General features: G+C 69.2%; 22 protein-coding genes. 12 read left to right on the top strand and 10 right to left on the bottom strand.

Annotated elements, in window-relative coordinates:
* Positions 1-11: 11 nt before the first annotated feature.
* Genes tolR through RSO68_RS01560 form a run of 6 tightly spaced genes read left to right on the top strand, consistent with a single transcriptional unit; the run spans position 12 to position 4,931 of the window.
* Positions 12-452 carry a protein TolR gene (gene tolR, locus RSO68_RS01535; protein ID WP_089851126.1) on the top strand — a complete coding sequence of 147 codons (441 nt, stop codon included), beginning with the start codon at positions 12-14 and terminating at the stop codon, positions 450-452.
* A 9-nt stretch (positions 453-461) separates the two neighbouring features.
* Positions 462-1,496: a cell envelope integrity protein TolA gene (gene tolA, locus RSO68_RS01540; protein WP_315585176.1), complete on the top strand. Its 1,035-nt coding sequence runs from the start codon at positions 462-464 to the stop codon at positions 1,494-1,496.
* Entirely contained in the window at positions 1,496-2,782 is a 1,287-nt protein-coding gene (gene tolB, locus RSO68_RS01545) for a Tol-Pal system beta propeller repeat protein TolB (RefSeq protein ID WP_315585177.1), read from the top strand. Before tolA ends, tolB begins: the two co-directional genes overlap by 1 nt.
* A 22-nt stretch (positions 2,783-2,804) precedes the next feature.
* A complete protein-coding gene (gene pal / locus RSO68_RS01550; RefSeq protein WP_315585178.1) occupies positions 2,805-3,341 on the top strand; it encodes a peptidoglycan-associated lipoprotein Pal in 537 nt (178 codons plus the stop codon).
* Positions 3,342-3,370: 29 nt separating this feature from the next.
* Positions 3,371-4,150 carry a tol-pal system protein YbgF gene (gene ybgF / locus RSO68_RS01555; protein ID WP_315585179.1) on the top strand — a complete coding sequence of 260 codons (780 nt, stop codon included), beginning with the start codon at positions 3,371-3,373 and terminating at the stop codon, positions 4,148-4,150.
* A gap of 16 nt (positions 4,151-4,166) precedes the next feature.
* Positions 4,167-4,931 (top strand): YciK family oxidoreductase, encoded by a 765-nt coding sequence (locus tag RSO68_RS01560; protein WP_315585180.1) that lies wholly within the window; start codon positions 4,167-4,169, stop codon positions 4,929-4,931.
* A 105-nt stretch (positions 4,932-5,036) separates the two neighbouring features.
* Here RSO68_RS01560 and RSO68_RS01565 read toward each other — a convergent pair whose 3' ends face one another.
* Both RSO68_RS01565 and ubiG read right to left on the bottom strand, forming a co-directional pair.
* Complete coding sequence (locus RSO68_RS01565; protein WP_089851139.1) at positions 5,037-5,711, bottom strand: HAD-IA family hydrolase; 675 nt, start codon at positions 5,709-5,711, stop codon at positions 5,037-5,039.
* Positions 5,711-6,436, bottom strand: coding sequence for a bifunctional 2-polyprenyl-6-hydroxyphenol methylase/3-demethylubiquinol 3-O-methyltransferase UbiG (gene ubiG / locus RSO68_RS01570; RefSeq protein WP_315585181.1), 726 nt, complete (start codon positions 6,434-6,436; stop codon positions 5,711-5,713). The genes RSO68_RS01565 and ubiG overlap by 1 nt, the downstream gene beginning before the upstream one ends.
* 141 nt (positions 6,437-6,577) lie before the next feature.
* On the opposite strand from ubiG, the gene galU reads away from it, so the two are divergent.
* Both galU and RSO68_RS01580 read left to right on the top strand, forming a co-directional pair.
* Positions 6,578-7,468 (top strand): UTP--glucose-1-phosphate uridylyltransferase GalU, encoded by an 891-nt coding sequence (galU, locus tag RSO68_RS01575; protein ID WP_315585730.1) that lies wholly within the window; start codon positions 6,578-6,580, stop codon positions 7,466-7,468.
* A gap of 4 nt (positions 7,469-7,472) precedes the next feature.
* Positions 7,473-8,762 carry a nucleotide sugar dehydrogenase gene (locus RSO68_RS01580; RefSeq protein ID WP_089851144.1) on the top strand — a complete coding sequence of 430 codons (1,290 nt, stop codon included), beginning with the start codon at positions 7,473-7,475 and terminating at the stop codon, positions 8,760-8,762.
* Positions 8,763-8,827: 65 nt separating this feature from the next.
* On the opposite strand, the gene RSO68_RS01585 is transcribed toward RSO68_RS01580, so the two are convergent.
* Together RSO68_RS01585 and RSO68_RS01590 are read right to left on the bottom strand one after the other, a co-directional pair.
* On the bottom strand, positions 8,828-9,904 hold the full coding sequence (locus tag RSO68_RS01585; RefSeq protein ID WP_315585182.1) for an alcohol dehydrogenase family protein: 1,077 nt from the start codon (positions 9,902-9,904) through the stop codon (positions 8,828-8,830).
* A 139-nt stretch (positions 9,905-10,043) separates the two neighbouring features.
* Positions 10,044-10,622 (bottom strand): superoxide dismutase, encoded by a 579-nt coding sequence (locus RSO68_RS01590; RefSeq protein ID WP_315585183.1) that lies wholly within the window; start codon positions 10,620-10,622, stop codon positions 10,044-10,046.
* A gap of 244 nt (positions 10,623-10,866) precedes the next feature.
* On the opposite strand from RSO68_RS01590, the gene RSO68_RS01595 reads away from it, so the two are divergent.
* The 4 genes from RSO68_RS01595 (at position 10,867) to msrA (ending at position 18,341) form a co-directional block, all read left to right on the top strand.
* A complete protein-coding gene (locus RSO68_RS01595) occupies positions 10,867-11,712 on the top strand; it encodes a hypothetical protein (RefSeq protein ID WP_315585184.1) in 846 nt (281 codons plus the stop codon).
* A gap of 26 nt (positions 11,713-11,738) precedes the next feature.
* A complete protein-coding gene (gene tamA, locus RSO68_RS01600; protein ID WP_315585185.1) occupies positions 11,739-13,586 on the top strand; it encodes an autotransporter assembly complex protein TamA in 1,848 nt (615 codons plus the stop codon).
* An 11-nt stretch (positions 13,587-13,597) separates the two neighbouring features.
* Positions 13,598-17,641 (top strand): autotransporter assembly complex protein TamB, encoded by a 4,044-nt coding sequence (gene tamB / locus RSO68_RS01605; protein ID WP_315585186.1) that lies wholly within the window; start codon positions 13,598-13,600, stop codon positions 17,639-17,641.
* Between the two features lie 85 nt (positions 17,642-17,726).
* The gene (msrA, locus tag RSO68_RS01610; protein ID WP_315585187.1) at positions 17,727-18,341 is read left to right on the top strand and encodes a peptide-methionine (S)-S-oxide reductase MsrA; all 615 of its coding nucleotides are present in this window, start codon (positions 17,727-17,729) and stop codon (positions 18,339-18,341) included.
* On the opposite strand, the gene RSO68_RS01615 is transcribed toward msrA, so the two are convergent.
* The 6 genes from RSO68_RS01615 to RSO68_RS01640 all read right to left on the bottom strand — a co-directional run bounded on the left by RSO68_RS01615 (position 18,322) and on the right by RSO68_RS01640 (position 24,151).
* A complete protein-coding gene (locus RSO68_RS01615) occupies positions 18,322-19,110 on the bottom strand; it encodes a Crp/Fnr family transcriptional regulator (protein ID WP_315585188.1) in 789 nt (262 codons plus the stop codon). The genes msrA and RSO68_RS01615 overlap by 20 nt on opposite strands.
* A gap of 140 nt (positions 19,111-19,250) precedes the next feature.
* Entirely contained in the window at positions 19,251-19,820 is a 570-nt protein-coding gene (locus RSO68_RS01620) for a hypothetical protein (RefSeq protein ID WP_315585189.1), read from the bottom strand.
* A gap of 184 nt (positions 19,821-20,004) precedes the next feature.
* Complete coding sequence (locus RSO68_RS01625) at positions 20,005-21,006, bottom strand: hydrolase (protein ID WP_315585190.1); 1,002 nt, start codon at positions 21,004-21,006, stop codon at positions 20,005-20,007.
* A 94-nt stretch (positions 21,007-21,100) separates the two neighbouring features.
* Entirely contained in the window at positions 21,101-22,024 is a 924-nt protein-coding gene (locus RSO68_RS01630) for a LysR family transcriptional regulator (RefSeq protein WP_089851163.1), read from the bottom strand.
* A gap of 61 nt (positions 22,025-22,085) precedes the next feature.
* On the bottom strand, positions 22,086-23,132 hold the full coding sequence (locus RSO68_RS01635) for an ABC transporter ATP-binding protein (protein ID WP_089851164.1): 1,047 nt from the start codon (positions 23,130-23,132) through the stop codon (positions 22,086-22,088).
* Positions 23,132-24,151 (bottom strand): ABC transporter ATP-binding protein, encoded by a 1,020-nt coding sequence (locus RSO68_RS01640; protein ID WP_315585191.1) that lies wholly within the window; start codon positions 24,149-24,151, stop codon positions 23,132-23,134. Before RSO68_RS01640 ends, RSO68_RS01635 begins: the two co-directional genes overlap by 1 nt.
* Positions 24,152-24,154 lie beyond the last annotated feature (3 nt).

Raw genomic sequence — 24,154 nt, forward strand, 5'->3', positions numbered from 1 at the left:
GAGAGGCGATCATGCAGGGACCCTTCAATCGAAGCGGACGCCGCCGCCCCATGGGCGAGATCAACGTCGTGCCGTTCATCGACGTCATGCTGGTACTGCTGGTGATCTTCATGATCACCGCCCCCATGCTCACCCAGGGCGTGCAGGTCGAGCTGCCACAGGTCACCTCCGAGCCCATCGAGGAGACCGAGGATCGCGACCCTATCGTCGTCTCGGTGGACAAGGACGGCCAGTACTTCATCTCGCTGGGCGGCGACGAGTCGCCGGTCAGCCTGGACGAGGTCAGCGAGCGTGTGATCATCCTGCTCGACCGCCAGCCGGGCACCCCGGTGATGGTCCGCGGCGATCGCAATGTGCCCTACGGCCAGGTGGTGACCCTGATGAGCACCCTGCAGACGGCCGGGGTGAGCAACGTCGGGCTGATCTCCGAACCGCCCCCCGGGGATCGTTGAGGAGCGCCCATGGCCAGACAAGACCGACGCGTGGGCTATGGCCTGCCGCTGCTGCTCGCCATCGGGCTGCACCTGGCGATACTGGTGGCCAGCGTGCTGCGCTTTCCCGACGAGGAGGTCGCGCCGCCGAGCACCAGCATCGTCCAGGCGACTCTGGTGAGCACCGAGACCACCACCGACCAGGCGCAGCGCGCCGAAGAGGCACGGGCCCGGGCCGACGCTCGCCAGGCCGAGGAGGAAGAAGAAGCCGCACGCGCCGAACAGGAGGCGGCTCGCCAGGCCGAGGAAATGGAAGAGGAGGCCGCCCGCCAGGCAGAGACCGAAGCACAGCGCCAGGCTGAAGCGGAAGCTCGCGAGGCCGCCCGCCGCGAGGCGGAGGAGGAAGCCGCACGCCGCGCCGCCGAGGCGGAAGCACAGGCCCGCGAGCGCGAAGCCCAGGCCGAGCGTCGCCGCCAGGCCGAGGCGGAAGCCGAACGCGTACGCCAGGCTGAGGCGGAGGCGGAGGCGGAGGCCGAACGAAAGCGTCAGGCCGAGGCGGAGGCCGAACGAAAGCGCCAGGCCGAGGCGGAGGCCGAACGAAAGCGTCAGGCCGAGGCGGAGGCCGAACGAAAGCGCCAGGCCGAGGCAGAAGCCGAACGAAAGCGTCAGGCCGAGGAGGCCGCGCGGCGCGCCGCCGAGGCGGCCAGCCAGGGACTGGATCGTGCCATCGAGGGCGAGAGCGACAATGTCGCCAACGCCCGCCAGGCGACCGAGGCCGCCAACAGCTTCATCACCCTGGTACGCCGCGCGGTGGAGCAGGCCTGGGTGATTCCGCCCAATGTCCCGGCCGGCGCCGCGGCCCAGGTCACGGTGCGGCTGGGGCCGTCGGGGGAGCTGTTTGCCGCCTCCATCGGTCAGAGCAGTGGTGACGGCGCCTTCGACCGCTCCGCGATCCAGGCCGTGGAGGCCGCCGCCCCCTTCGCCGAGCTTCGCCAGTTGCCGACAGCGGTGCAACGCGACTACCGTCAATTCAATCTGCGATTCAGACCGGGGGATATCCGCTGATGAAGATTCTGAAGACTACCTGGCTTGCCGCCATGCTGATGCTGTTCACCAGCCTGGCCCAGGCCGACCTGACCATCGAGATCACCCGGGGCAGCGACCGGGCCACGCCCATCGCCGTGGTGCCGCTGGCCGACGGCGACGACCTGCCCCAGGACATCGCGCAGATCGTCGCCGATGATCTCGAGCGCAGCGGCTACTTCGAGCCCCTCGAGCGCAGCGCCATGTTCGCGCGCCCCGCCTCAAGCGAGGAGGTCAGCTACGGCGAGTGGAGCGCCCTGGACGTCCGCTACCTGGTAGTGGGACGGGTCAGCCGCGAGGGTGAGAACGTCCGGATCGGCTACGAGCTGCTCGACGTCAGCGGCGGCAGTCGGATGCTCGGCGAGACCGTGACCGCCGGGCGCCAGGGGCTTCGCGACGCTGCCCACTACATCAGCGACCAGATCTTCGAGGAGATCACCGACATTCGCGGTGCCTTCTCGACCCGCATCGCCTACGTGACCTCCACGGGCCTGGGCGATCGCACCCAGTATGCACTGCACGTGGCCGACGCCGACGGCCGCAACAGCCAGCAGATCCTGGCCTCCGACGAGCCGATCATGTCGCCGGCCTGGTCCCCGGACGCCGGCAAGCTGGCCTACGTCTCCTTCGAGACCGGACGCCCGGCCATCTACCTCCAGGACATCGCCTCCGGCCAGCGCGTGCGGGCCACCTCCTTCGAGGGCCTGAACAGCGCCCCGACCTGGTCCCCCGACGGCCGGCGCCTGGCGATGTCGCTCTCCAAGGACGGCCAGCCCGACATCTACGTGATGGACATCGGCTCGCGCAATATCGAGCGGATCACCACCGACTCCAGCATCGAGACCGAGCCCGCCTGGTCGCCGGATGGCCGGAGCCTGGTGTTCACCTCGGATCGCAGCGGTGGCCCCCAGATCTATCGCCTCGAGCTCGGCGGCGGCAAGGCCGAGCGCATCACCTTCACCGGCAGCTACAACGCCCGGGCCCGCTTCGCCCCGGACGGCGAGGCGATCTTTTTGATCCACCGCGGCAGCAACGGCTATCAGGTCGCTCGCCAGGACCTGGAGAGCGGCCGCCTGGTGGCACTGACCGACTCGCGGCAGGACGAATCACCCAGTGTCGCGCCCAACGGCACCATGGTAATCTTCGCCACCCAGCAGGGCGGCAACGGCGTGCTGGGCGGCGTGTCCGCCGACGGACGCGCCTCCTTCCGGCTGCCGGCAGCACAGGGTGATGTCCGCGAACCCGCGTGGTCCCCGTTTCTGAACTGATGTCCCCAAAAGGAGTTTCACGATGCAGCTCAAGTCCCACGCCAGAACCCTGGCCATCGCTCTTTCCCTGGCCGTCGTGGCCGGTTGTTCCAGCACGGGCGGCAGCCAGGACGGCGACATGGACGGCGGCCTCGCCGGCGGCGACCGCGGCGGCGTCACCACCGGTACCACCGATGGTCGCGGCGTCAACGGCGACCGGGCCGGTCAGATGACCGACGCGGACGGCCGTATCCCGGCGACCCGCACCATCTACTTCGAGTACGACAGCGACACCATCCGCAGCGAGTTCGAGCCGGTGCTGACCGCCCACGCACGCTTCCTGCGCGCCAACCCCAGCGCCACCGTGATCCTGCAGGGCCACACCGACGAGCGCGGTACCCGCGAGTACAACCTGGCGCTGGGCGAGCGCCGTGCCGGCTCCGTCGAGCGCTACCTCAACGTGCAGGGCGTCTCCCCCTCCCAGGTCGAGGTGGTCAGCTACGGCGAGGAGCGGCCGGCCGCGCGCGGCGCCAACGAGCAAGCCTACGCCCAGAACCGTCGGGTGGTCTTCGCCTACTGAGCCGGGCCCACACGACGAGGGAGAACGTCATGAGACACGGTCTGAAGAGACTGTGCGGCGCGGGAGCCCTGGTGCTCCCGCTGACCGTCGCGGCGCCGGTTCTGGCGCAGCAGCCGGTGGTCGAGGACCTCACCGAGAGCAACCGGGGAGGGGGCTTCTACAGCCAGACGGCGACGCGCGAGGAGGCCGGGGGCAGCCTGGTGATCTTCAACCAGGTGCAGAAGCACCAGGAAGAAATCCGCCAGCTGCGCGGGCAGGTGGAGGAGCTTCGCCATCAGCTTGAACAGCTGCGCCGCCAGACTCGCCAGCAGTACCTGGACATCGAGGATCGCCTGATGGCGGCAGGCAGCGGCGTCGATCAGGCCACGGCGCCCGTGGACGAGCAGAGCGCCCGCGAGGTGGCCAAGAGCCCTTCGCCGAGCGGCGACGATGCCGATACCCAGCAGGCCTATCAGGCCGCCTTCGCGCACGTCCAGGCCCGCGAGTTCGGCGAGGCGATTGCCGCCTTCGAGGCCTTCGTCGGCCAGCATCCCGACAGCCGCCTGACCGCCAACGCCTACTACTGGCTGGGCGAGCTGCACTCGGCCGAGTCCAACCTCGAGGAGGCCGAGACGGCCTTCCAGCGCGTCCTCGATGACTTCCCGGAGAGCAGCAAGGTGCCGGACGCGCTCTACAAGCTGGGCCTTCTCGAGGCGCGCCGCGGACAACCGGAAGAGAGTCGAGCCCTGCTCGAGCGGGTGCGCGAGGAGCATCCCGACAGCAGCGCCGCCGGACTGGCCGATGACTTCCTGCGCCAGGCGGGCAACTGAGGATCGAGGAACCGAAATGACCTGCAAGATCGACTACCAGCCCGCGGCCGACCTGCTTGACGGCCGCATCATCCTGGTCACCGGGGCCGGCGACGGCATCGGTCGCGCCGCGGCGCTGGCCTTTGCCGGTCACGGCGCCACCGTGATCCTGCTCGGGCGTACCATCGCCAAGCTCGAGAAGGTCTACGACGAGATCGAGGCCGCCGGCGGCCCCCAGCCGGCGATTTTCCCCCTCAATCTCGAGGGCGCCGTGCTCAAGGACTACCACGACATGGCCGAGACCCTGGACAAGGAGTTCGGTCGCCTGGATGGCATCCTGCACAACGCCGGCATGCTCGGCCGCATCACCCCCTTCGAGCAGTACAATCCCGAGCTCTGGGAACAGGTGATGCAGGTCAACATCAACGGACCGGTCTGGATGACCCAGGCGCTCTTGCCGCTGCTCAAGAGCTCACCGGACGCCTCGGTGGTGTTCACCTCCTCGAGCGTGGGGCGTCGCGGCCGCGCCTACTGGGGCGCCTACTCGGTCTCCAAGTTCGCCACCGAGGGCTTCGTCCAGGTGCTGGCCGACGAGGTCGAGCACCTGGGCACGCTGCGCGTCAACAGCCTCAATCCCGGCGCCACGCGCACCGCCATGCGCAAGGCCGCCTATCCTGGCGAGGACGCCCAGGCCCTGCGCACCCCCGAGGCGATCATGCCTACCTATCTGTGGCTGATGGGCCCTGAGAGCCGGGGTCACAACGGCGAGCCGTTCGACGCCCAGCCGCCCAAGGGTTCCTGAGGGGGCCACCCTAACGGCAGGGTCTGAACAGCGAGGCGGCATAAAGAAGCCCTCACGCCTTGAACGGCATGAGGGCTTCATGGCTTCTGGGGAGCGTGGGTCGTGCTAGCCTTCTGGCTCTCCCTCCAGCAACGCGGCGACCAGCGCCTCGGCGGTCTCGAACCAGAGATCGGCCGGCCAGCGGCGATAGTCGTCCTCTTCCTCGATATAGCCGTAGCCCACCGCCACGGCGGCCATGCCCGCCGCTCGAGCCGCCTGCATGTCGCGCAGGTGATCGCCGATGTACCAGCAGTCCGCTGGGGGCGCGCTCAGGCGTCGCGCCGCCTCGTGCAGCGGTGCGGGATCGGGCTTCTTGACCGGCAGGTCGTCGGCGCAGAGCAGCACCCCGGGCGCGAGCCCGAGAGCCTCGACCAGGGGAGCGGCGTAGGCGCGGGGCTTGTTGGTGACGATGCCCCAGCGTCCCTCATTTGCGCTCCAGACGTCCAGCAGTCGATCCAGCGGCGGAAAGACGCGGCTCTCCTCGGCCACCGACTGGCCGTAGGCCTCGAGCAGGAAGGTACGAGCCGCGTCATGGCCCGGGGCCTGCTTCTCGAGGCCCAGCGCCAGGGTCACCAGGGCGCTGCCGCCGTTGGAGACCTGGGCGCGGATCAGCGCATAGGGCAGGGCGGGCAGGCCGTGATGGTCGCGCAGGGCATTGGTGGCCCGCGCCAGGTCCGGCGCGGTATCCACCAGGGTACCGTCCAGGTCGAAGAGCAGGGCCTCGGGCCGCGACGGAGGCATCAGCTCACCTCCCGGCGACAGTGCATCAGGTAATTGACCGAGACATCGCGCTCCGAGAGGGAGAATTGGCGGGTGAGCGGATGGTAGACCAGGCCGTTCTGCTCGCGCACCGCCAGGCCCGCCTCGCGGCACCAGCCGGCCAGCTCCGACGGGCGGATGAAGCGGCTGTAGTCATGGGTGCCGCGAGGCAGCATGCGCATCAAGTACTCGGCGCCGACCACCGCCAGGGCATAGGCCTTGGGCGTGCGATTCAGGGTCGAGAAGAACACCTGGCCGCCGGGCTTCACCAGGGACGCGCAGGCGCGTACCACCGAGGCCGGGTCGGGCACGTGCTCGAGCATCTCCAGGCAGGTGACCACCTCGAACTCGCCGGGGTGTGCCTCTGCCATCGCCTCGGCGCTGACATGGCGGTAGTCGACGCTGACGCCCTGATCCCGGGCATGCAGGCGAGCCACGGCCAGCGGCGCCTCGCCCAAATCGATGCCGGTGACCTCGGCGCCCCTGTGGGCCATGGCCTCGGCGAGGATGCCGCCGCCGCAGCCGACGTCCAGCACGCGCCGTCCGGCCAGCCCCGACCGGGCATCGATGAAGTCCAGCCGCAGGGGATTGATATCGTGGAGCGGCTTGAACTCGCCGTGCGGATCCCACCAGCGGTCGGCCAGGGCCTCGAACTTGGCGATCTCTGCCTGATCGACGTTGCCCGCTTGCGGGTGGCTTGCACTCATCTGCTCTCTCCCTGGTATCGCCCACCCGACACGCTGTCAGGCCGGCCTGGGTTCGGTATCATGCCCTATTGTACCCGCTCCCCGGAGGGCATTCCCAAGCTTTCCGGCGAGCCACCCCCCAACCGTGACAGGGACCGCACCATGATCCACAAGGCCGTTCTTCCCGTTGCCGGATTCGGCACGCGCTGCCTCCCGGCCTCCAAGGCCATTCCCAAGGAGATGATCACCATCGTCGACCGACCGGTGATCCAGTATGTCGTCCAGGAAGCGGTGGCCGCGGGTATTCGCGATATCGTGCTGGTCACCCATGGCACCAAGAGCGCCATCGAGAACCACTTCGACAAGCACTTCGAGCTCGAGGCGAGCCTCGAGGCCAAGGGCAAGACCGAGCTGCTCGAGGAGCTGCGCTCCATCGTGCCCGCCGACGTCAATATCATCAGCGTGCGCCAGCCCGAGCCGCTGGGCCTCGGCCACGCCGTGCTCTGCGCCCGCCCGGTGGTGGGCGATGACGAGCCCTTCGCGGTGCTGCTGCCCGACGTGCTGGTGGACGGCGAGGGCCTGGCGCGCAACGACCTGGCCGGCATGATCGCCTCCTTCGAGGCCACCGGGCACAGCCAGCTGATGGTCGAGGAGGTGCCCCACGAGCTGGTCCACAAGTACGGCATCGTCGATACCGGCGGCGAGCTGCCGGGGCCTGGCGAGTCGCGGCCGATCGCGGGGGTGGTCGAGAAGCCGCCGGTGGACGAGGCACCCTCCGATCTCGCGGTGATCGGGCGCTACGTGCTGCCCGGGCGCATCTTCCCGCTGCTCGCCGACACGCCGCCCGGCGCCGGCAACGAGATCCAGTTGACCGACGCCATCGAGACCCTGCGCCGCGAGGAAGGCGTCGACGCCTTCCGCATGCAGGGCAAGACCTACGACTGCGGCCATCAGCTTGGGTATCTGGAGGCGATTCTCGCCTATGGCCGTCGCCATCCCCGCTACGGGAAGGGTTTCTGCGAGCTGCTCTCGCGCTACGCGGACGGGGAGTGAACCGATGCGGGTACTGATCCACGGCAGCGAGCTGGCCGCGGCCACCGCGGCGGCCGCGCTCTCCTGGGTGGGCCACCGCGTGGCCTGGCTGCCCCATGCCTCGGCCGACTGGCCGACTCTGTCACAAAGCCGCTGGCTGTCGGGCGAGCCCGAGCTGATGGGCCGACTCGAGGAAGGCATGACCCACGGCAGCCTGCGGATACTGTCCCAGGATGACCATGACGTCGACGACGAGCCGTTCGACGTGATGTGGCTCGCCGTCTCTCCCGATCAGCGCCGGGACGCCGCCGAGTGCGTCGAGCGACGGATGGCGAGCCTCTGCCCCGGGGCCGTGCTGATCAACAACTCCACCTTCCCGGTCGGCGAGACCGAGCAGCTGGAAGCGCGCCTGGCCGGCTGCCGAGCGGTAGCGCTGGCCGACCTGCTCGAGGAGGGGCGTGCCTGGGAGACCTTCACTCGGCCCTCGCGCTGGCTGCTCGGCTGCGACGATGATCGGGCGGGACGCCAGGTGCGAGAACTGCTGCGCGCCTTCAACCGTCGGCGCGAGGTGATCCAGCGCATGCCGCGGCGCGCCGCGGAGCTCACCAAGCTCGCCATCAACGGCATGCTCGCCACCCGCATCAGCTATATGAACGAGATCGCCGGGCTCGCCGACAGCCTGGGCGTGGACGTGGAGCACGTGCGCCAGGGCATGGGCGCCGATTCGCGCATCGGCTACGAATATCTGTATCCCGGCTGTGGCTTCGGCGGCCCCAATTTCTCCCGCGACTTGATGCGCCTGGCTCATGTCCAGTCGGCGAGCGGGCGTCATTCGGCGCTGCTCGATCAGGTGCTCGACATCAACGAGCACAAGAAGGAGACGCTGTTTCGCAAGCTGTGGTCGCACTTCCACGGCCGCCTCGGCGGGCGCAGCGTGGCGATCTGGGGGGCGGCCTTCAAGCCCGGCACGGCGCGCATCGACCAGGCGCCGGTGCTGACGCTGCTGCGCGCCCTCTGGGCTCAGGGCGTCAAGGTGCGCCTGCACGATCCCGCGGCGATTCCGGCGGTGCTCGCCGAGGTCGGCGAGCATCCGCTGCTCGAGGTGTTCGAGGAGGACCCGCTGACGGCCTGCGAGGGCGCCGATGCGCTGATGCTGGTCACCGAGTGGAAGGCCTACTGGAACCCCGACTGGCCGCGGCTCACCGACCTGCTTGGCGAGAAGCTGCTACTCGATGGTCGCAACATCTATGATCCGGCCCATGTCGCGGCCTGTGGCCTGCACTACAGGGGAATCGGCCGGCGTGCCGACCCCTGATTCGCCGGGACAAAGTGAGGGCCCCGCCAGTGGCGGGGCCCTCTTCCTGCCGGGTTCCGTCGCTATCACTCCTGCCAGGGAAGCAGCACGAACTTGCCGACATGCCGCTTGGTCAGGAATTCCTGCTGGGCGGCCACGATATCCCTCAAGGCAAAGGTTCCGGCCAGAAGCGGTCGAATCTCGTTGTGCTCGACGTAATGCACGAGGTTCGGGAATACCTCTTCCTCCCAGGCCGTCGTGCCGATCAGGCGCACGTCCTTGAGGTAAAGCTCGCGCAGGTCCAGCGACACCACGGGGCCTGCAATCGCGCCGGAGGTCACCAGACGCGCCCCTCGCCTGAGCAATGTCAGCATGACGGGGAAATGCTCGCCCGCCACGTTGTCCACCACCAGGTCGACGGATTCCGGCCCGAGCGCGGCCAGCAGGTCGTCGTGACGGTCAAAGAGCCGGTCGGCACCGATGTCCCTCAGACGCTCATGCTTGGTAGCGTCGGCAACGGCAATCACCCGGGCCCCGCGACGCTTGGCCAGTTGCACGGTCGCCGAGCCCACCCCACCCGAGGCACCGGTGACCAGCACCGTCTCGCCCCGGGAAAGGCCGGCCCGGACCAGCATGTTTTCCGACGTGCCATAGGCACAGGGGAGGGTGCCCAGTTCGGCATCCGTCCAGTCGCAGTCGACCGCGAACACCTCGCTGGCAGGGACCTTCACGTATTGGGCAAAGGCCCCGTCGAAGTCCGAGCCCATCCAGTGATTATCCCACTGCTCGAACCCGTGCGTGCGGATGCAGGAGCGCACCAGCACGCGCTTGTCGAGCATCCCGGGATCGGCATCAAGCCCCGTCTTCACCACGATGCCACAGCAGTCGGTGCCCTGGATGAAAGGAAACGGGCTTTGCCCATTCCACCCGCCGTCACTGAGCGTTTCATCGGCATCGTTGTCGGCCATGGACTCGGTGGAGTCCGTGACGGCGGAAGAATACCAGCCCAGCCGAGTGTTGATTTCGGTGTTGTTGATGCCTGCCGCCAGCACCTTGATCAACACCTCACCCTGGCCGGGCGTCGGCACCGGAACCTCGCAAAAGTCGAGCTTGTCGTAGCCGCCGGTGTCGGTAGTCATCACGGCGTTCATCATGTGGTGCATCGGCTCACCCGTTGTCTGCATGCCTTACCCCTTGACCTGCCTAACACATCGGAGAGGCACCAAAAAAAGAACCCCCTCGACCATGGCGAGGAGGCCTTCTTCCAAGCCGTCTCGTCGAGACGGCTTGACCGAGATGCACTTACGCGAAGTTCTGGGAGACGAAATCCCAGTTGAGGACGCTCCAGACGTTCTCAAGGTACTTCGGACGCGCGTTGCGGTAGTCGATGTAGTAGGCGTGCTCCCACACGTCGATGGTCAGCAGCGGCGTCTGGCCATGGGCGATGGGGGTGTCGGCGTTGCTGGTGTTGACGATGTCGACGCCGCCGTCATCGGTCTTGATCAGCCACGTCCAGCCGGAACCGAAGTTGCCGGCCGCCTGGGCGTTGAAGGTCTCCTTGAACTTCTCGAAGGAGCCGAACTTGGCGTTGATGGCCTCGGCCAGTGCACCGGTCGGCTCGCCGCCGCCGTTGGGAGAGAGGCAGTGCCAGTAGAAGGTGTGGTTCCAGACCTGCGCCGCCTGGTTGAACAGGCCGCCGGAGGAAGACCGAATGATCTCCTCCAGGGACTTGTCCGCCTCGGCGGTCCCGTCGGTCAGCTCGTTGAGCTTGTTCACGTAGGTCTGATGATGCTTGCCGTAGTGATACTCGAGGGTCTCGGCCGAGATGTGCGGTTCCAGAGCGTTCTTGTCGTACGGCAGTGCGGGCAGTTCAAATGCCATCGAGTCTCTCCTTGTCGTCAGCGGTGTCGTTACAGCACCCCATGGTGGGCATCGGGACGCCGGGATTCAAGGCTCCCCCGTCGATGTTGACCGGGGACCGTGCGTTCCGATGACAAAAAACCTTACACTATCAGGACGATGTGTCGGTGCTGTCGCGGCATCATAGCACCCGGCCCGGGGGGCGCCAATTGCGTGCCCTAGGTCCGGCGACCCCGGCCAACCACCCCGAGAGAAGGAGTTCGTCATGGCAGAGCACCCGGATGACCGCCGGCACCCCCGGCCGATCGTGCCGGACCCGGATGCCAGCCTGTCGGCGCCGCGAGCCCGCCATCCGGCTTCCCCGCGAGTCTGGCCGCTGTGGCTGCTGATCCTCCTGCTGCTCGCCGCCGGCGCGGCCCTGGCCTGGGCCGGCTGGCAGGAGCGCGCTCGCCTGCAGGCCGAGCTTTCCCGCGTCAGCGGCGAGCTCTCCAACGTGCATGCGCGATTCGATGCCGAGCAGGGCAGGGGGGAGGCGCTCACCACGCTGCAGTCGCGCCTGGACGAGCTTTCCAACCTGGAGGCCGAGGTCGACGCGGTCCTCGACCGTCGCCTGGCGGAACTCGAGACCGAGCTCAAGACCGACCTCGAGACCGAACGTGAGGCCGAGCGAGCGCAGCAGATGGCGTCCCTCGAGGAGCGCCTGGAGCGCCAACAGGCTCGCCTCGCCTCGCTGGCGGAGCAGGCCGCGACCCGCGACGCCACCCTGGCCGCGACCCGCACCTCCCTGGACGCCCTGGAGCGTGCCGGCGAGGAGGGCCGCGCCGCGCTGAGCGAGCGGCTGGCGACCCTCGAGCAGGCTCGCGAGACTCAGGCCGCGCGTCGCCAGACCCTGGCCAACGGGGTGCAGGCGCTCCAGGGGCGGATGGAGAACCTGGAAACACAGCTGACGCAAATCGACGGCCAAGTTGAAGCCGTGACCGGATCACGCGATGATGTTCGCCAACGAATGGAAGCGCTGGACAGCGGGCTTCAAGAGATGGCATCCGGGCTGCGCGAGCTGCGCCAGTCACAGCTCGCCCTGAGCGCCCAACTCGAGGCCCTGCGCCAGTGACATCCCCCGGTCAGGGATCGATGCTCATGGATAATCGCGTGTGGACTCGCCTCTCGGCGGCGACGCTGTGTCTCGGCCTGGCGCCCGGCGCCCAGGCCCTAGAGGCAACGGTCGAGGGCATCGAGGACGAGCTGGCCGAAAACGTGCGCCTCTATCTCGATGAACTCGAGGCCGAGCAGTACAGCCCCGAGCGCCTGAAGAGCGAGGTACTGCGGCGCAGCAGCGAGGCCCTCAGGGTCTACGGCTACTATTCGCCCAATATCCGCACGCGCTTTGACGACCCCGAGGCACCCGAGGAGGTGACCCTCGTCATCGACCCCGGCGCGCCGGTGCGCATCGAGGTCCTCGAGCTCTCGGTGACCGGAGACGCCGCCGACGATCGCCCCTTCGTGGAAGCCATCGACGACTTCCCCGTCTCCCACGGGGATCGGCTGCGCCACGCGCCCTTCGACAGCCTGCGCAGCACCCTGGCCAACCTGGCCCTGCAGCGCGGCTACTTCGACTGGTCTTTCACCGACCGGCGCATGGAAGTGAGACCCTATGCCCGGAGTGCCCGGCTCTACCTGGCACTGGACAGCGGCCCACGCTATCGCTTTGGCGACGTGACGTTTCAGGGCCATCACATCGAGACCGAGCGACTCAAGAACCTGGCGACCTTCGAACGCGGGGATCCCTACCTGGCAAGCCAGGTGGCCAGGCTCAACGAGCGCCTGGGCCAGACCGAGTGGTTTGCCTCGCTGAGCGTTCGCCCGCGCCTCGATCGCGAGCTGGAGCGCCTGGCACTACCGGCCTCCGAGGCGGGCTGGTGGCAGGCGCTCGACCTGGTGGGCCGCGAGCCGACGCCCCCCGCGGCGCGTCTCGAGGCCGAGGCGCTGGTCGCGGCCAGCACCCTTCAGCGTCCCGCCGAGGCGCCGATCGATGTCACGGTGACGCCGGCGGACCGCCACCAGTTCGAGGTCGGCCTGGGCTATGCCACCGACGTGGGCCCCCGTATCCGCCTCTCCTGGGATCAGCCCTGGGTCAATCGCTATGGTCACGGCCTCGACCACGACCTCTATATCTCGGGCCCGGAGCAGCGATTTTCGGGACTCTATACGATGCCCCTCGAGAATCCCCTGCGAGACAGCTATCGCCTCCAGTACGGGCTGCGCAACAAGGACAGCGAGGACACCCGCACCCTCGAGAGCACCGTGGAGATCGCCCGGCGCTGGAAATTCGACAACGACTGGGAACAGTCGCTCTACCTGCGGGGCACCTACGAGGACTTCACCCAGGCCGGCGTCTCCAACCAGGTCCTGCTGCTCTATCCCGGCATTAGCTGGACGCGGACGCGCACGCGCAATCCCGCCTTCCCCACCTGGGGGGATCGCCAGCTCCTGGCGTTCGAGTACTCCAACGAGGCCTGGGGGTCGGCGGCGGAGTTCCTGCGGATCACCGGCGACAGCGAATGGATCCGCATGCTGGGCGATGACAATCGTTTCGTCGGCCGGGTCGGGTTCGGCAGCATCACCACCGATGACTTCGCGGACATCCCGCCGTCCCTGCGCTTCTTCACCGGCGGTGATCGCAGCGTGCGCGGCTACTCCTACGAGAGCATCGCCCCCGAGGACAGCGACGGCGACCTGATCGGCGGCGAGCAGCTGCTGACCCTGGGCCTTGAGGCCCAGCGTCGCGTCGCCGGCAAGTGGTGGCTGGCGACCTTCGTCGACACCGGCGATGCGTTCAACGACTGGTGGCCGAGCGAGCTGAAGACCGGGGCGGGCCTCGGCGTGCGCTGGATCTCGCCGGTCGGCCCCATCCGTTTCGACGTCGCGCACCCCTTCGATATCGAGGATACCTTTCGCATCCACTTCTCCATCGGACCGGAATTCTGAGAGCCAACATCTTGAGAAAGCGCGCCGTGACCTGGGCCCTGGCCCGCCTGCTGATCCTGCTGCCCCTGTGGCTGATAGGCCTCGTGCTGCTGCTGCTGGGGTTGGCCCTGTCGCCCTGGGGCACCGGCGTGCTGCTCGAGCAGGGCGCCAAGCGCGGCTTCTATGAGCTGGGCGGCCATGAGGGGGCGCCGCTGGATCGCCTGGTGCTCGAGGACCTGCGCCTGGAGGCGGGCCCGGCGCGGGTCGCCCTGTCGCGGCTGGAGCTGGCCTGGTCCGAGGACTGCCTGCTCAGGGGGCGGCTGTGCATCGAGCGCCTCGCCCTGGAGGGCGCCGACATTCGCCTGGCCGAGACGGCGCCCGCCGCACCGGAGCCCCACGAGGAGCCCGCCCCTGACGGCGAACCGCTCGGCCAGATCCAGCTGCCGTTTGCGTTCGAGCTGCGCGAGCTGTCGCTTAACGATGTGGACCTGCGGCTCGCCGACGGCACGCGGCTCGCCTGGGCGTCCTTCACCAGTGCGCTGCGCGCCGAGCAGAGCACCCTGACCCTGCTGCCCACGCGGCTCGCCGGCACCCGGCTGACCCTGCCGCTCTCGGCGGGCACGCGTCTCGCCCTCAGCGAGGCCGAGCACGAGGCGCCGAGGCTCACCGCCCAGGCCATCGACGCCGCCACCGCCGTAACTTCACCGCTGCCCGACGAGGCCGCCGCCGAGCTGAAGGGCGTGGCCGGCCTGCCACTTGCGGAGCAGCCGCGCCGCGTGCTGCCCGAGGTGACGCTGCCCCTGGCGGTGGAGGTGCCGGAACTGCTCGTCGAGGACTTTGCCGTGGGGGGCGCCGTCGAGGCCGGCGTGGAACGCCTGCTGCTGCGCCTGAGCGCCCGGGACCACGAGATCGCGATCGATCCTCTGACGATCGCGAGCCCCGATGCCGATGCCGAGCTGACGGCAAGACTGGAGTTGCGTGACGACTATCCCCTCCGGGCACGCCTAGGGGCCGACCTCTACCTGCCGGAGCGCATGCCGGCGGTGGCGGGAGAGCGCATCGAGCTCGACATCGCCGGCAGCCTGGCCGAGCTCGAGGTCGACCTGGCCCTGCAGGGCCCGGTCGAGGCGCGGCTGACGGCCCGACTCGACGCCCTCGACCCCACGCTGCCCTTCGAGGCCTCGCTTGAAAGCGAGGCCCTGCAGTGGCCGCTGCCCGCCGAGGCCCAGGGGCAAGACGCGCCCGCCGAGGCGCAGACACAGGCGCAAGAGGGCGACACCTCGTCCGAGGCGCCGGCAGAGCCGTGGCGGGCCGAGGATCTCTCGCTGCGGTTGGCCGGCAGCCTGGTCGACTATCGGGCCGAACTCTCCCTGTCCGCCGCGGGGCCGACGCTGCCGCCCACCGATCTCTCGCTCATTGGCAGCGGCAGCCTGAACCACTTCGACTGGTCGCCGCTGACCATCAATCAGCAGGGCGGCGTGATCGTCAGCCGTGGCCGGGTCGACTGGGCGGAGGGCCTTGCCGCCACGGCCACACTCTCCCTGGACGGGATCAATCCCGGCAACGTTGTCGAGGGGCTCGAGGGCCGGCTGGGCGGCGGCGCCGAGGTGAGCTTCACCCAGGACGACGACGGCTGGCGAGTCGAGGTCCCGTCCCTGGACGTCCAGGGCGTGTTGGACGATCGGCCGCTCTCCCTCGAGGCGGTGCTCGCCGGCGACAGCGAGATGCGCTGGGAGCTCGAGACCCTCGACTTTCGCCAGGGCAGCAATCGGGTCAGCGCCGCGGGGTCGATCAGCCCGTCATCGCTGGACCTGGGCGGCGAGCTCAGCCTGCCGGCACTCCAAAGCCTCTATCCCGGGCTCGAGGGCGTCCTGAACGGCGAATTCATCGCCCAGGGCAGCCTCGAGGCCCCACGGCTCGATCTCGACCTGGCCGGGCGCGAGTTGGCCTTCAACGAGAACCGGCTGTCGCGCCTGGATCTGGAAGCCAGCGTCGCCGGTCTCGACGATCCCGAACTCGCCGTGACCCTGGACGTCCGTGATATCGCCACCGGCGGCCAGCGGATCAGCGCGCTGACGCTGGACCTCGAGGGACGGCAGACATCGCATCGACTGCGCCTGGCCATGGACGGCGGTGAGGGCCTGCCTGTCTCGCGCCTGGCCCTGACCCTCGAGGGTGGCCTGGACGCCGCCCGCGAGCGCTACCGGGGCAACCTGGCGCCGCTGGAGCTCGACAGCGAGTTCGGCGATATCCGCCTGGCCGAGGCGCTGACCTTCGAGGCCAATCTGCCCGAGGGCTCGGCCCGGGTAGCGCCGTTCTGCCTGAGCCGACGCCAGGGCGGGGACGTCTGCCTGGTCGAGCCGCTCGAGGCCTCGGCCGAGGCCGGGCGCGCCGCCCTCGAGATCCGCGACCTGCCGATGGATATGGTCGACAGCGTGATGCCGCCCGGATGGCGCATCGGCGGCGAGAGCGCCGGCACCCTCTCCGCCGGCTGGTCGGGCGGGGGAGAACGCTGGCGGCTCGACGCCGACCTCGACAGCCGCGCCGAGGTGACCGGCGAGGACGCCTATGGCCAGCCCTGGGCGGTGCCCGGCACCAGCCTGAGCGTGGTGGTGGAGGCCAGCGAAGCGCGGGCGGATCTCGAACTGGTCGTGGGCCTGGCCGACACCGGGGAGCTGCGCCTGGCGCTGGGCATCATCGACCCGCTGGGCGACGGCGCCCTGGACGGACAGCTGCGCGTCGACGACCTGCGCCTGGCGCCGTATCGCCCGCTGGTCGCCGGCCTGGAGACCCTCGAGGGCGGCCTGGACGGCGATATCCGCATCGCCGGCAACCAGGAGGCCCCGCGGCTGGACGGCCGGCTCGCCCTAACCGGGCTCCAGGCCGGTGGCCTGGACCTGCCCCTGGAGGTGCGGGACGGCGAGCTCACCATCGACCTGGCCGGCGACCGGGCCGATCTCGACGGCTTCCTGGCCGCAGAGGAGGGCCGCCTCACCATCGATGGCAACGCCCAGTGGCCGGCCGACGGCGGATGGCAGGCGGCGATCGATCTGAACGCCGTCGATGACCCCCTGCTGGCGATCCTGCCAAGCTTCGGTCGCCTGCGCCTGGCCCCGGACCTGCGCGTGCGCGCCGACCCCGAGCGACTCCGGGTGCGCGGCACGGTCAAGATACCCTGGGCGAGGCTCCAGGTGGGCGAGGTGCCCGAGTCGGCGCAGGCGCCAAGCCCCGACGAGGTGATCATCACCGAGGAAGACGATCGCCGTGCCGCCGAAGCCGAGGCAAAGGCCAGGGCGCAACGCCAACCTGGCGAATCTACCGCCGAGGCCATGGCCGAGGCCGGCATGGCCACCGATATCCAGATCACCCTGTCACTGGGCCCGGACATGCAGCTCGAGGCCTATGGCCTGGAGTCGGAGCTCGTGGGCAACCTCGAGGTGCGCCAGCAGAGCGGCCCGGTCCAGCTGTTCGGTGATGTCAGCCTGGTCGACGGCCGCTTCAAGGCCTACGGTCAGGACCTGGTCATCCGCGAGGGGATCATCTTCTTCAGCGGCCCGCCGGGGCAGCCGCGGCTCGACTTCGAGGCGATTCGCAACCCGGCCGCCACCGAGGACGACGTGATCGCCGGACTCCGGGTGAGCGGCGAGGCGTCGGCGCCGAGCCTGGAGATCTTCTCGGAGCCGGAGATGAACGAGGGCAGGGCGCTCTCCTACCTGCTGCGCGGGCGCGCGCCCGACAGCAGCGGCGGGACCGACGGCGCCCTGACCTCGGCGCTGATCGGCCTGACGATCGGCCAGACCGGTAACGCCGTGGGGGCCGTCGGCGAGGCCTTCGGCATCGAGGATCTCAGTCTCTCGTCCGCCGGCACCGGAGAGGAGAGCCAGGTGGTGGTCAGCGGTAACCTGACCGACCGGCTGAGCATCGGCTATGGCGTCGGGGTGTTCTCGCCCATCGCCGAGCTGTCCCTGCGCTACAAGCTGTGGCGTAACCTCTACCTCGAGGCGGTGTCTGGCGCTGCGCAGGCGGTAGACATGATCTATACCTTCAGCCTGCCGGGTGATCCGCCGTCGCCGTGATCGGCCCGCCCCTCAGACGAGCCACTGCGCCCGCTCCCTCGACTTGTCGGGGGCGGCGGGCGACCAACGACAAGGAGCGAACCGCATGCCACTCCATCCCGTCCATGCGCCCGCCGGGCGCGAGACGCCGCTGCCGATCAGCGCCACCCACCTGGTCAATGGCCACGCCATGCGGCCGCCCTGGCCCGAGGGGATGCAGGAGATCGTGCTGGGCCTAGGCTGTTTCTGGGGCGCCGAGCGGCTGTTCTGGCAGCTGCCCGGGGTGCACGTCACCGCCGTGGGCTATGCCGGCGGCGTGACCCCGAATCCCACCTACGAGGAGACCTGCAGCGGCCGAACCGGCCATGCGGAGGTGGTGCGGGTGGTCTTCGACCCGCGCGTGGTCGATCTGGAGACGCTGCTGCGCGTGTTCTGGGAGGCGCACGACCCGACCCAGGGCAACCGCCAGGGCAACGACATCGGCACCCAGTACCGGTCGATCATCCTGACCACCACCGACGAGCAGCAGAAGGCCGCCGAGCAGAGTCGCGAGGCCTACGGCGAGGCGCTGTCGCAACGCGGCAAGGGCCCCATCACCACCGAGGTCGAGCCGCTCACGGCCTTCTACTTCGCCGAGGAGTACCACCAGCAGTATCTGGAGAAGCACCCCGGCGGCTACTGCGGCCTGAAGGGCACCGGCGTCAGCTGCCCGATCGGCTGACACCGGAGGACGCGGCGCCCTCTCTCAGCTCCGTGAGGCGGGTGCTGAGGCCGTCCACACGGTCGCTCAGGTAGTCGTCGTCGAAATCCGCCTCGGCGCGCAGGCGAGCGGGATCGTGAATGACGATGTGCGCGCGGTGCTTCTCGAGCACCCCGTCACGCTCCAGCGCCGTCAGGGTGCGATTGATATGCACCGGCGAGAGCCCGAGGATCTGTCCCAGCAGGCGCTGGGAGACGGGGAAGGGCATGTGGCCGGGGTCGACGGACTGGAGCTTGCTCAGGCGCAGATAGGTCTCCAGCACGAAATGGCTGACCTGTACCCGGGCCGAGCGGTGGAGGGTCACCAGCATGCGCTCGGTGAGCAGCGCCTCCTGTCGTCCGATCGTGGCGAACAGGGCCATCGCCAGGGAAGTGGAGGCCGCCACGAGATCCACGATGTGCTGGTGGGTGAAGGTGCTGACGCTGCCCTCGCTGATCATGCGCGCCTCGCTGCCGTGCTGGCGGAAGGTGAACTCCCGCAGGCCGACGATATCGCCCGGCAGCAACAGTTCGATGATCTGGCGTTCTCCGGCACAGGTATCGCGAACGGTACAGGCCCAGCCGCTCTGCAGGATGAACAGATCCTGAACCCGCGCGCCGAGCGGCCACAGCACCCGATCCTTGCCGACCGGCACGCTGCACCGCTCGAGCTGTTCGAGCAGCCGGCAATCGTCGTCGCGCAGGGCGAAGTAGCGGCTCATGGCGGCCTGGAAGAAGGGGGCGGTGGACATTCACGAACCTCGATGGGTGGTGGCGACGGCGGGAAGATGGCAAGCGCGACGCTGCCCCCACCTGTTCACTATAGCGCCATGTCACCATGACCCATGCCCGCGCGTTCCATCGCCCCCGACAATGGCCCCCGACGATGAGCTCAGCCGATGCGTCGACGCCGCCGCCGGCTGCGCGCGATGCTGCCAAGCGAGCGGTGGCGGGCCGGCAGCGACTGTCGCGTCTCCTCGATCAGCCGGCCATGGGCCCGACACTGGGCGATGCAGTCGCCCAGCAGCGCATCCAGGCCCGGGATCGCTCCGTCGCGCAGCAGGCGCGTGTAGAAGCGCTCCGTACGACGCTCCTCCAGCAGACTTAGGCCCAGTTCCAGGTGCGCGATGTCGTCGTCGACGATGAAGAAGTGCGCCGCACCCCGCCCCCGGCAATCCCCGGCCGTGGGCGCCTGGCGGGACTCGACGGGATGCTCCCCCGCCAGCGCCTCGACCAGCACCTCGCGTCGATCGCGACTCTCGTCGGCCAGGGCCTCCATCAGCTGGCTGAGGCCGGGGTGGTAGGTCAAGAAGCGCAGCGCCCGCCAGCGATACCGTTGCGACTGCCGGCGTTCATGGTCGTCTACCGCCTGCCGCAGCTCCGCGGGCAGCATGGGCGTCCGGCTTGGCCGGGAGTCACTGGCGTGGATGGTCGATCCCTGAGACTGGTTCGAGATGTCCATGAGCTCCCCCCCTGTGTGATGAACCGTGTGATGAATCCGGGGCGGCGGCCGGCACGGTGACATCGATCGCGGGCCTCGCCATGCAGTCAGACTAGGGATCGCGCCCGGGAAGCGGCGACAACATGGGTTAAGGTCATGGGCTTTATTGTCGCAGGCGTCTTGGCGGGAGGGACATCGGCGGCCGTCAGCGGCCCGTGCGAGGGGCCTGCCAGGCCGTAAGCTGGCGGGCGACGCGCCTGGCCAGCCAAGAGGCCGGGCGGCCGTCGCGCCACTCGACGAAGCCGACGTGCCCGCCGTGATGGGCGAGCTCCACCCGCACCGCGGGCGACGGCCGGGGGAGGCGTGCGAAGAGCGCCGGCGGCATGAAGGGATCATCGTCGGCGTGCAGCATCAGCATGGGCAGCGTCACCTCCGTGAGCAGCGGGCCGGCCGAGGCCCGCCGATAGTAGTCCGCGGCGCCGTCGAAACCGTGCAGCGGGGCGGTCACGGCATCGTCATAGCCGCGCAGGCTGTCGAGCGAGGCGAGCTCGCGGGGACCGAGCGCCAGCGGCAGTTCGCCGCGCGCCAGGCGGCCGGCCATCTTCTGCTTGAGCGAGGCGAGCAGATGGCGTTCGTAGAGCCTGGCGAATCCCTGGCTCAGGGTGTCGGCACAGGCGGCGAGGTCCAGCGGCGCGCTAATGACGATGGCCCCGGCCAGGTCGAGGCCCTGGCTACCTTCTTCCGCGACCAGCTTGGCCAGCATGTTGCCGCCCAGGGAGACCCCGACTGCGACCTTCATGGCGTCGGGATAGCGTTGCGACAGCTGGCCGATCAGCCAGCGGGCATCGGCGGTATCGCCGCTGTGATAGGCGCGGGGCAGGCGGTTCGTGTGTTCGCCGCAGCCGCGAAAATGCATCAGCACGGCCCGCCAGCCCAGTCCGGCGGCGGCATTCAGCAGCTCCCGGGCATAGGGCGAGTCGATCGAGCCCTCGAGCCCGTGGAAGAGCACCAGGATGGGCGCATCGGTCTCGGACGGGGCCGGCTGCGCCCAGGCCAGCTCGACGAAGTCGCCATCGGGCAGCGCCAGGATCTCGCCTGCCCACCTAACCGCAGGTCGCGGCAGGCATCGCGGCAGCAGGGTCTGGACGTGACGATTGCCAAGCCCCGGGGGCGCGCGGAAGTCGGCGATATGCCAGGGCTCGTCCATGAGGGGCTCCACCAGGGGATTCAGAAAAAGGAAGGGATAGGGGGGATGGCATGCCGCCAGGGTCGGCGGCGTGCCGCATCAGGCTCAAAGGGTATCAGGATGCGCGCGACTCGGAGTCCGTCGCCAGCGCCTCCCAGAGGGCCTCGACGGCGGCCTGATCGATGCCCTGGCGGCGGTAGAGGCGGATCTCCAACGGTACGTCCCAGCGTCCGTCGCCGGCGCGGACCAGGGTGCCGGCGGCCAGGCTCTCCTGCACCACGCGTTCGGGCAGCCAGCCCAGCCCATAGCCCAGGCCGACCAGCTCGCGGATGTTGCCGCTCTGGATGCTCTCGTGAAGCACGCGAAAGCTCGGCGCGCCGGGAATCCCCTCGAGATGGCGGCGCAGGGCCATGTCCGTCAGACCCCGCGGGTGATAGGCGATCAGCGGCAGGCTGGCACGCGGGCCGGTCTCCAGCTCGAAACGGGGCCGCCCGTCGCCTTCGGGCAGCGACACCGGCACCAGCCGTTCGCTGTCGAGACAGCGGTGCTCGAGGCCCTCGGTATCCGGCATCTGCGACCCCTCGACCCGCGGCCAGTAGGTGAGCACCAGGTCGCACTCGTCACGCGCCAGCGCCTCGAAGAAGTCGCTGGCCAGCCAGCCGGTGGCCCGCAGCGAGGGCGTCAGCGGCGGCGGGGAGGTAAAGCTGGAGAGCCAGGCCGGCAGGAAGTGCGCCAGCAGGCTCTGGGGCGCGGCCAGGCGCAGCTGGCTGGCCTGTTCCTCGGCCAGCTGCGACAGGCGAAGTCGGGTCGCGGCGACCCGGCGCGTCACCTCGAGGCTCAGCGCCAGGAACTCCTCGCCGGCCGGCGTCAGCGTCAGAGGCAGGGTCTGGCGGTTGATCAGGGTGGTGCCCATGCCCTCCTCGAGCAGCTTGATGCGTCGCGAGAAGGTCGGTTGGGTGACGTTCTGCTCCTCCGCCGCGCGCGAGAAGTGCTGGGTCCGGGCCAGGACGATGAAGTCTTCCAGCCAGCGCAGTTCCATGTCGATCCTCGAGCCAGGAGCCGGGTGTCTCACCCGGCATTGTGCCACACCTCCCCAGGCGTCAGTCGATGCGCCCTTCCTCCACGGCGTGGCAGGCCACCTGGCTGCCGTCGTCGCTGACGATCAGCTCCGGGATCTCGCTGCGACAGCGCGCGTTGGCGTGGGGGCAGCGCCCATGGAAAACGCAGCCCGACGGCAGATTGACCGGCGTGGGCACCTCGCCCTGCAGGCGAATATGCTGCGGCCGGTCGTCCTCCAGGCGAGGAATGGCCGACATCAGTGCCTGGGTGTAGGGGTGGCGCGGCCGGGCGAAGAGCGTCGCCGTGGGCGCCACCTCGCAGACCCTGCCCAAATACATCACCGCCACCCGGGTGCCGAAGTGCTCCACCACGGCGAGGTCGTGGGTGATGAAGAGGTAGGTCAGGTTGCGCTGCTGCTGGGCCTCCATCAGCAGGTTGAGGACCTGGGCCTGGATCGACACGTCCAGCGCCGAGATCGGCTCGTCGGCGACGATGAACTCCGGGTCCACCGCCAGGGCCCGGGCGATGGCGATTCGCTGACGCTGGCCGCCGGAGAACTCGTGGCCGTAGCGCGCGCCCCAGTCGGCGGCGATGCCCACCGATGCCATCACCTCGGCGACCTGCTGCTTGACCCGCTGCGGCGACCAGTCCGGATGGTGCAGGCGGATCGGCTCCTCCAGGGTCTGCTGGATGGTCATGCGCGGGTTCAGCGACGCATAGGGGTTCTGGAAGATCATCTGCATGCGGCGGCGATAGGGCATCAGCGCCTGATGGGAGAGATCGTCGATGCGCTCACCGTCATAGCGGATCTCGCCGGCACTCGGGTGCAGCAGCCCCATCACGGTGCGCGCCACGGTGGACTTGCCGCAGCCGGACTCGCCGACCACGCAGAGCGCCTCGCCGCGCTGGATGTCCAGGTCGACGCCGTTGATGGCGTGCACGTACTTCTGCTCGCGGACCAGCTTGCCGCCCTTGAACTTGAGCTGCTCGAGGAAGTCGCCGGAGAGCGAGAAGCGCTTCTCCACGCCGCGAATCTCCAGCAGCGGGGAGGCGGGCTCGGCGGCGGTGGCGTGTGCTGTCGAACTCATCAGCGGATCTCCTCGGCCGGGATGCGCTCGCGATCGAGCATCTCGGCGACCATGTGGCAGGCGACCCGGCAGTTGCCGGAGGTCACGAAGTCGGGCACCTCGTCGGTGCAGGCGTGGCGGGTCGAGCCGTCGGCGCGTGCCACGAAGCCGCAGCGCGGATGGAAGGCGCAGCCGCTCGGCAGGTTGTCCAGCGACGGCATGCTGCCGGGGATCTGATTGAGGCGCGCGCCGGGCGTCGCCATCTGCGGCAGGGCGTTGATCAGCCCCTGAGTGTAGGGGGGCTGCGGGTCGTTGATGATCTCCCGGGTCGGGCCCTGCTCGATCACCCGGCCGGCGTACATCACCAGCATGCGCTGGGTCACCTGGCTGACCACGCCGAGGTCGTGGGTGATCAGGATCAGGCCGACGTTGTGCTTCTCGCAGAGCTCGAGCAGCAGCGCCATGATCTCGGCCTGGATGGTCACGTCAAGCGCGGTGGTCGGCTCGTCGGCGATGATGATGTCCGGGTCGAGCAGCAGCGCGATGGCGATGATCACCCGTTGGCGCATGCCGCCGGAGAGCTCGTGGGGGTACTGGTCCAGGCGCGCCGAGGGGGAGGGGATCTGCACCTGCTCGAGCTTGCGCAGCGAGATCGCCCGGGCTTCCCTGGTGGAGATGCGCCGGTGTGCCTTCAGGCACTCGACCATCTGCTCGCCGATGGTCAGCACCGGGTTCAGGGTCATCATCGGATCCTGGAAGATCATCGACATGCGGTGCCCGCGCACGTGGCGCAGGCCGCGGTCGCTCATGGCGGTGAGTTCCTGGCCGTCGAAGGTGATGCTGCCGCCGGCGATGTAGCCGGGCTTGGCGATCAGGTTGAGCAGGCTGAAGGCCGCCACCGACTTGCCGGCGCCGGACTCGCCCACTATCCCTAAGCGCTCGCCACGCTCCAGGCTGAAGCAGACGTCACGCAGGGCCTGCACGTCACCGCGGCGCAGGGCGAAGCGCACGTCGAGGTTGGTTACGTCGAGGAGTGCCATGGG

The organism is Halomonas saccharevitans (assembly GCF_032333995.1).
Lineage (GTDB): Bacteria > Pseudomonadota > Gammaproteobacteria > Pseudomonadales > Halomonadaceae > Halomonas > Halomonas saccharevitans.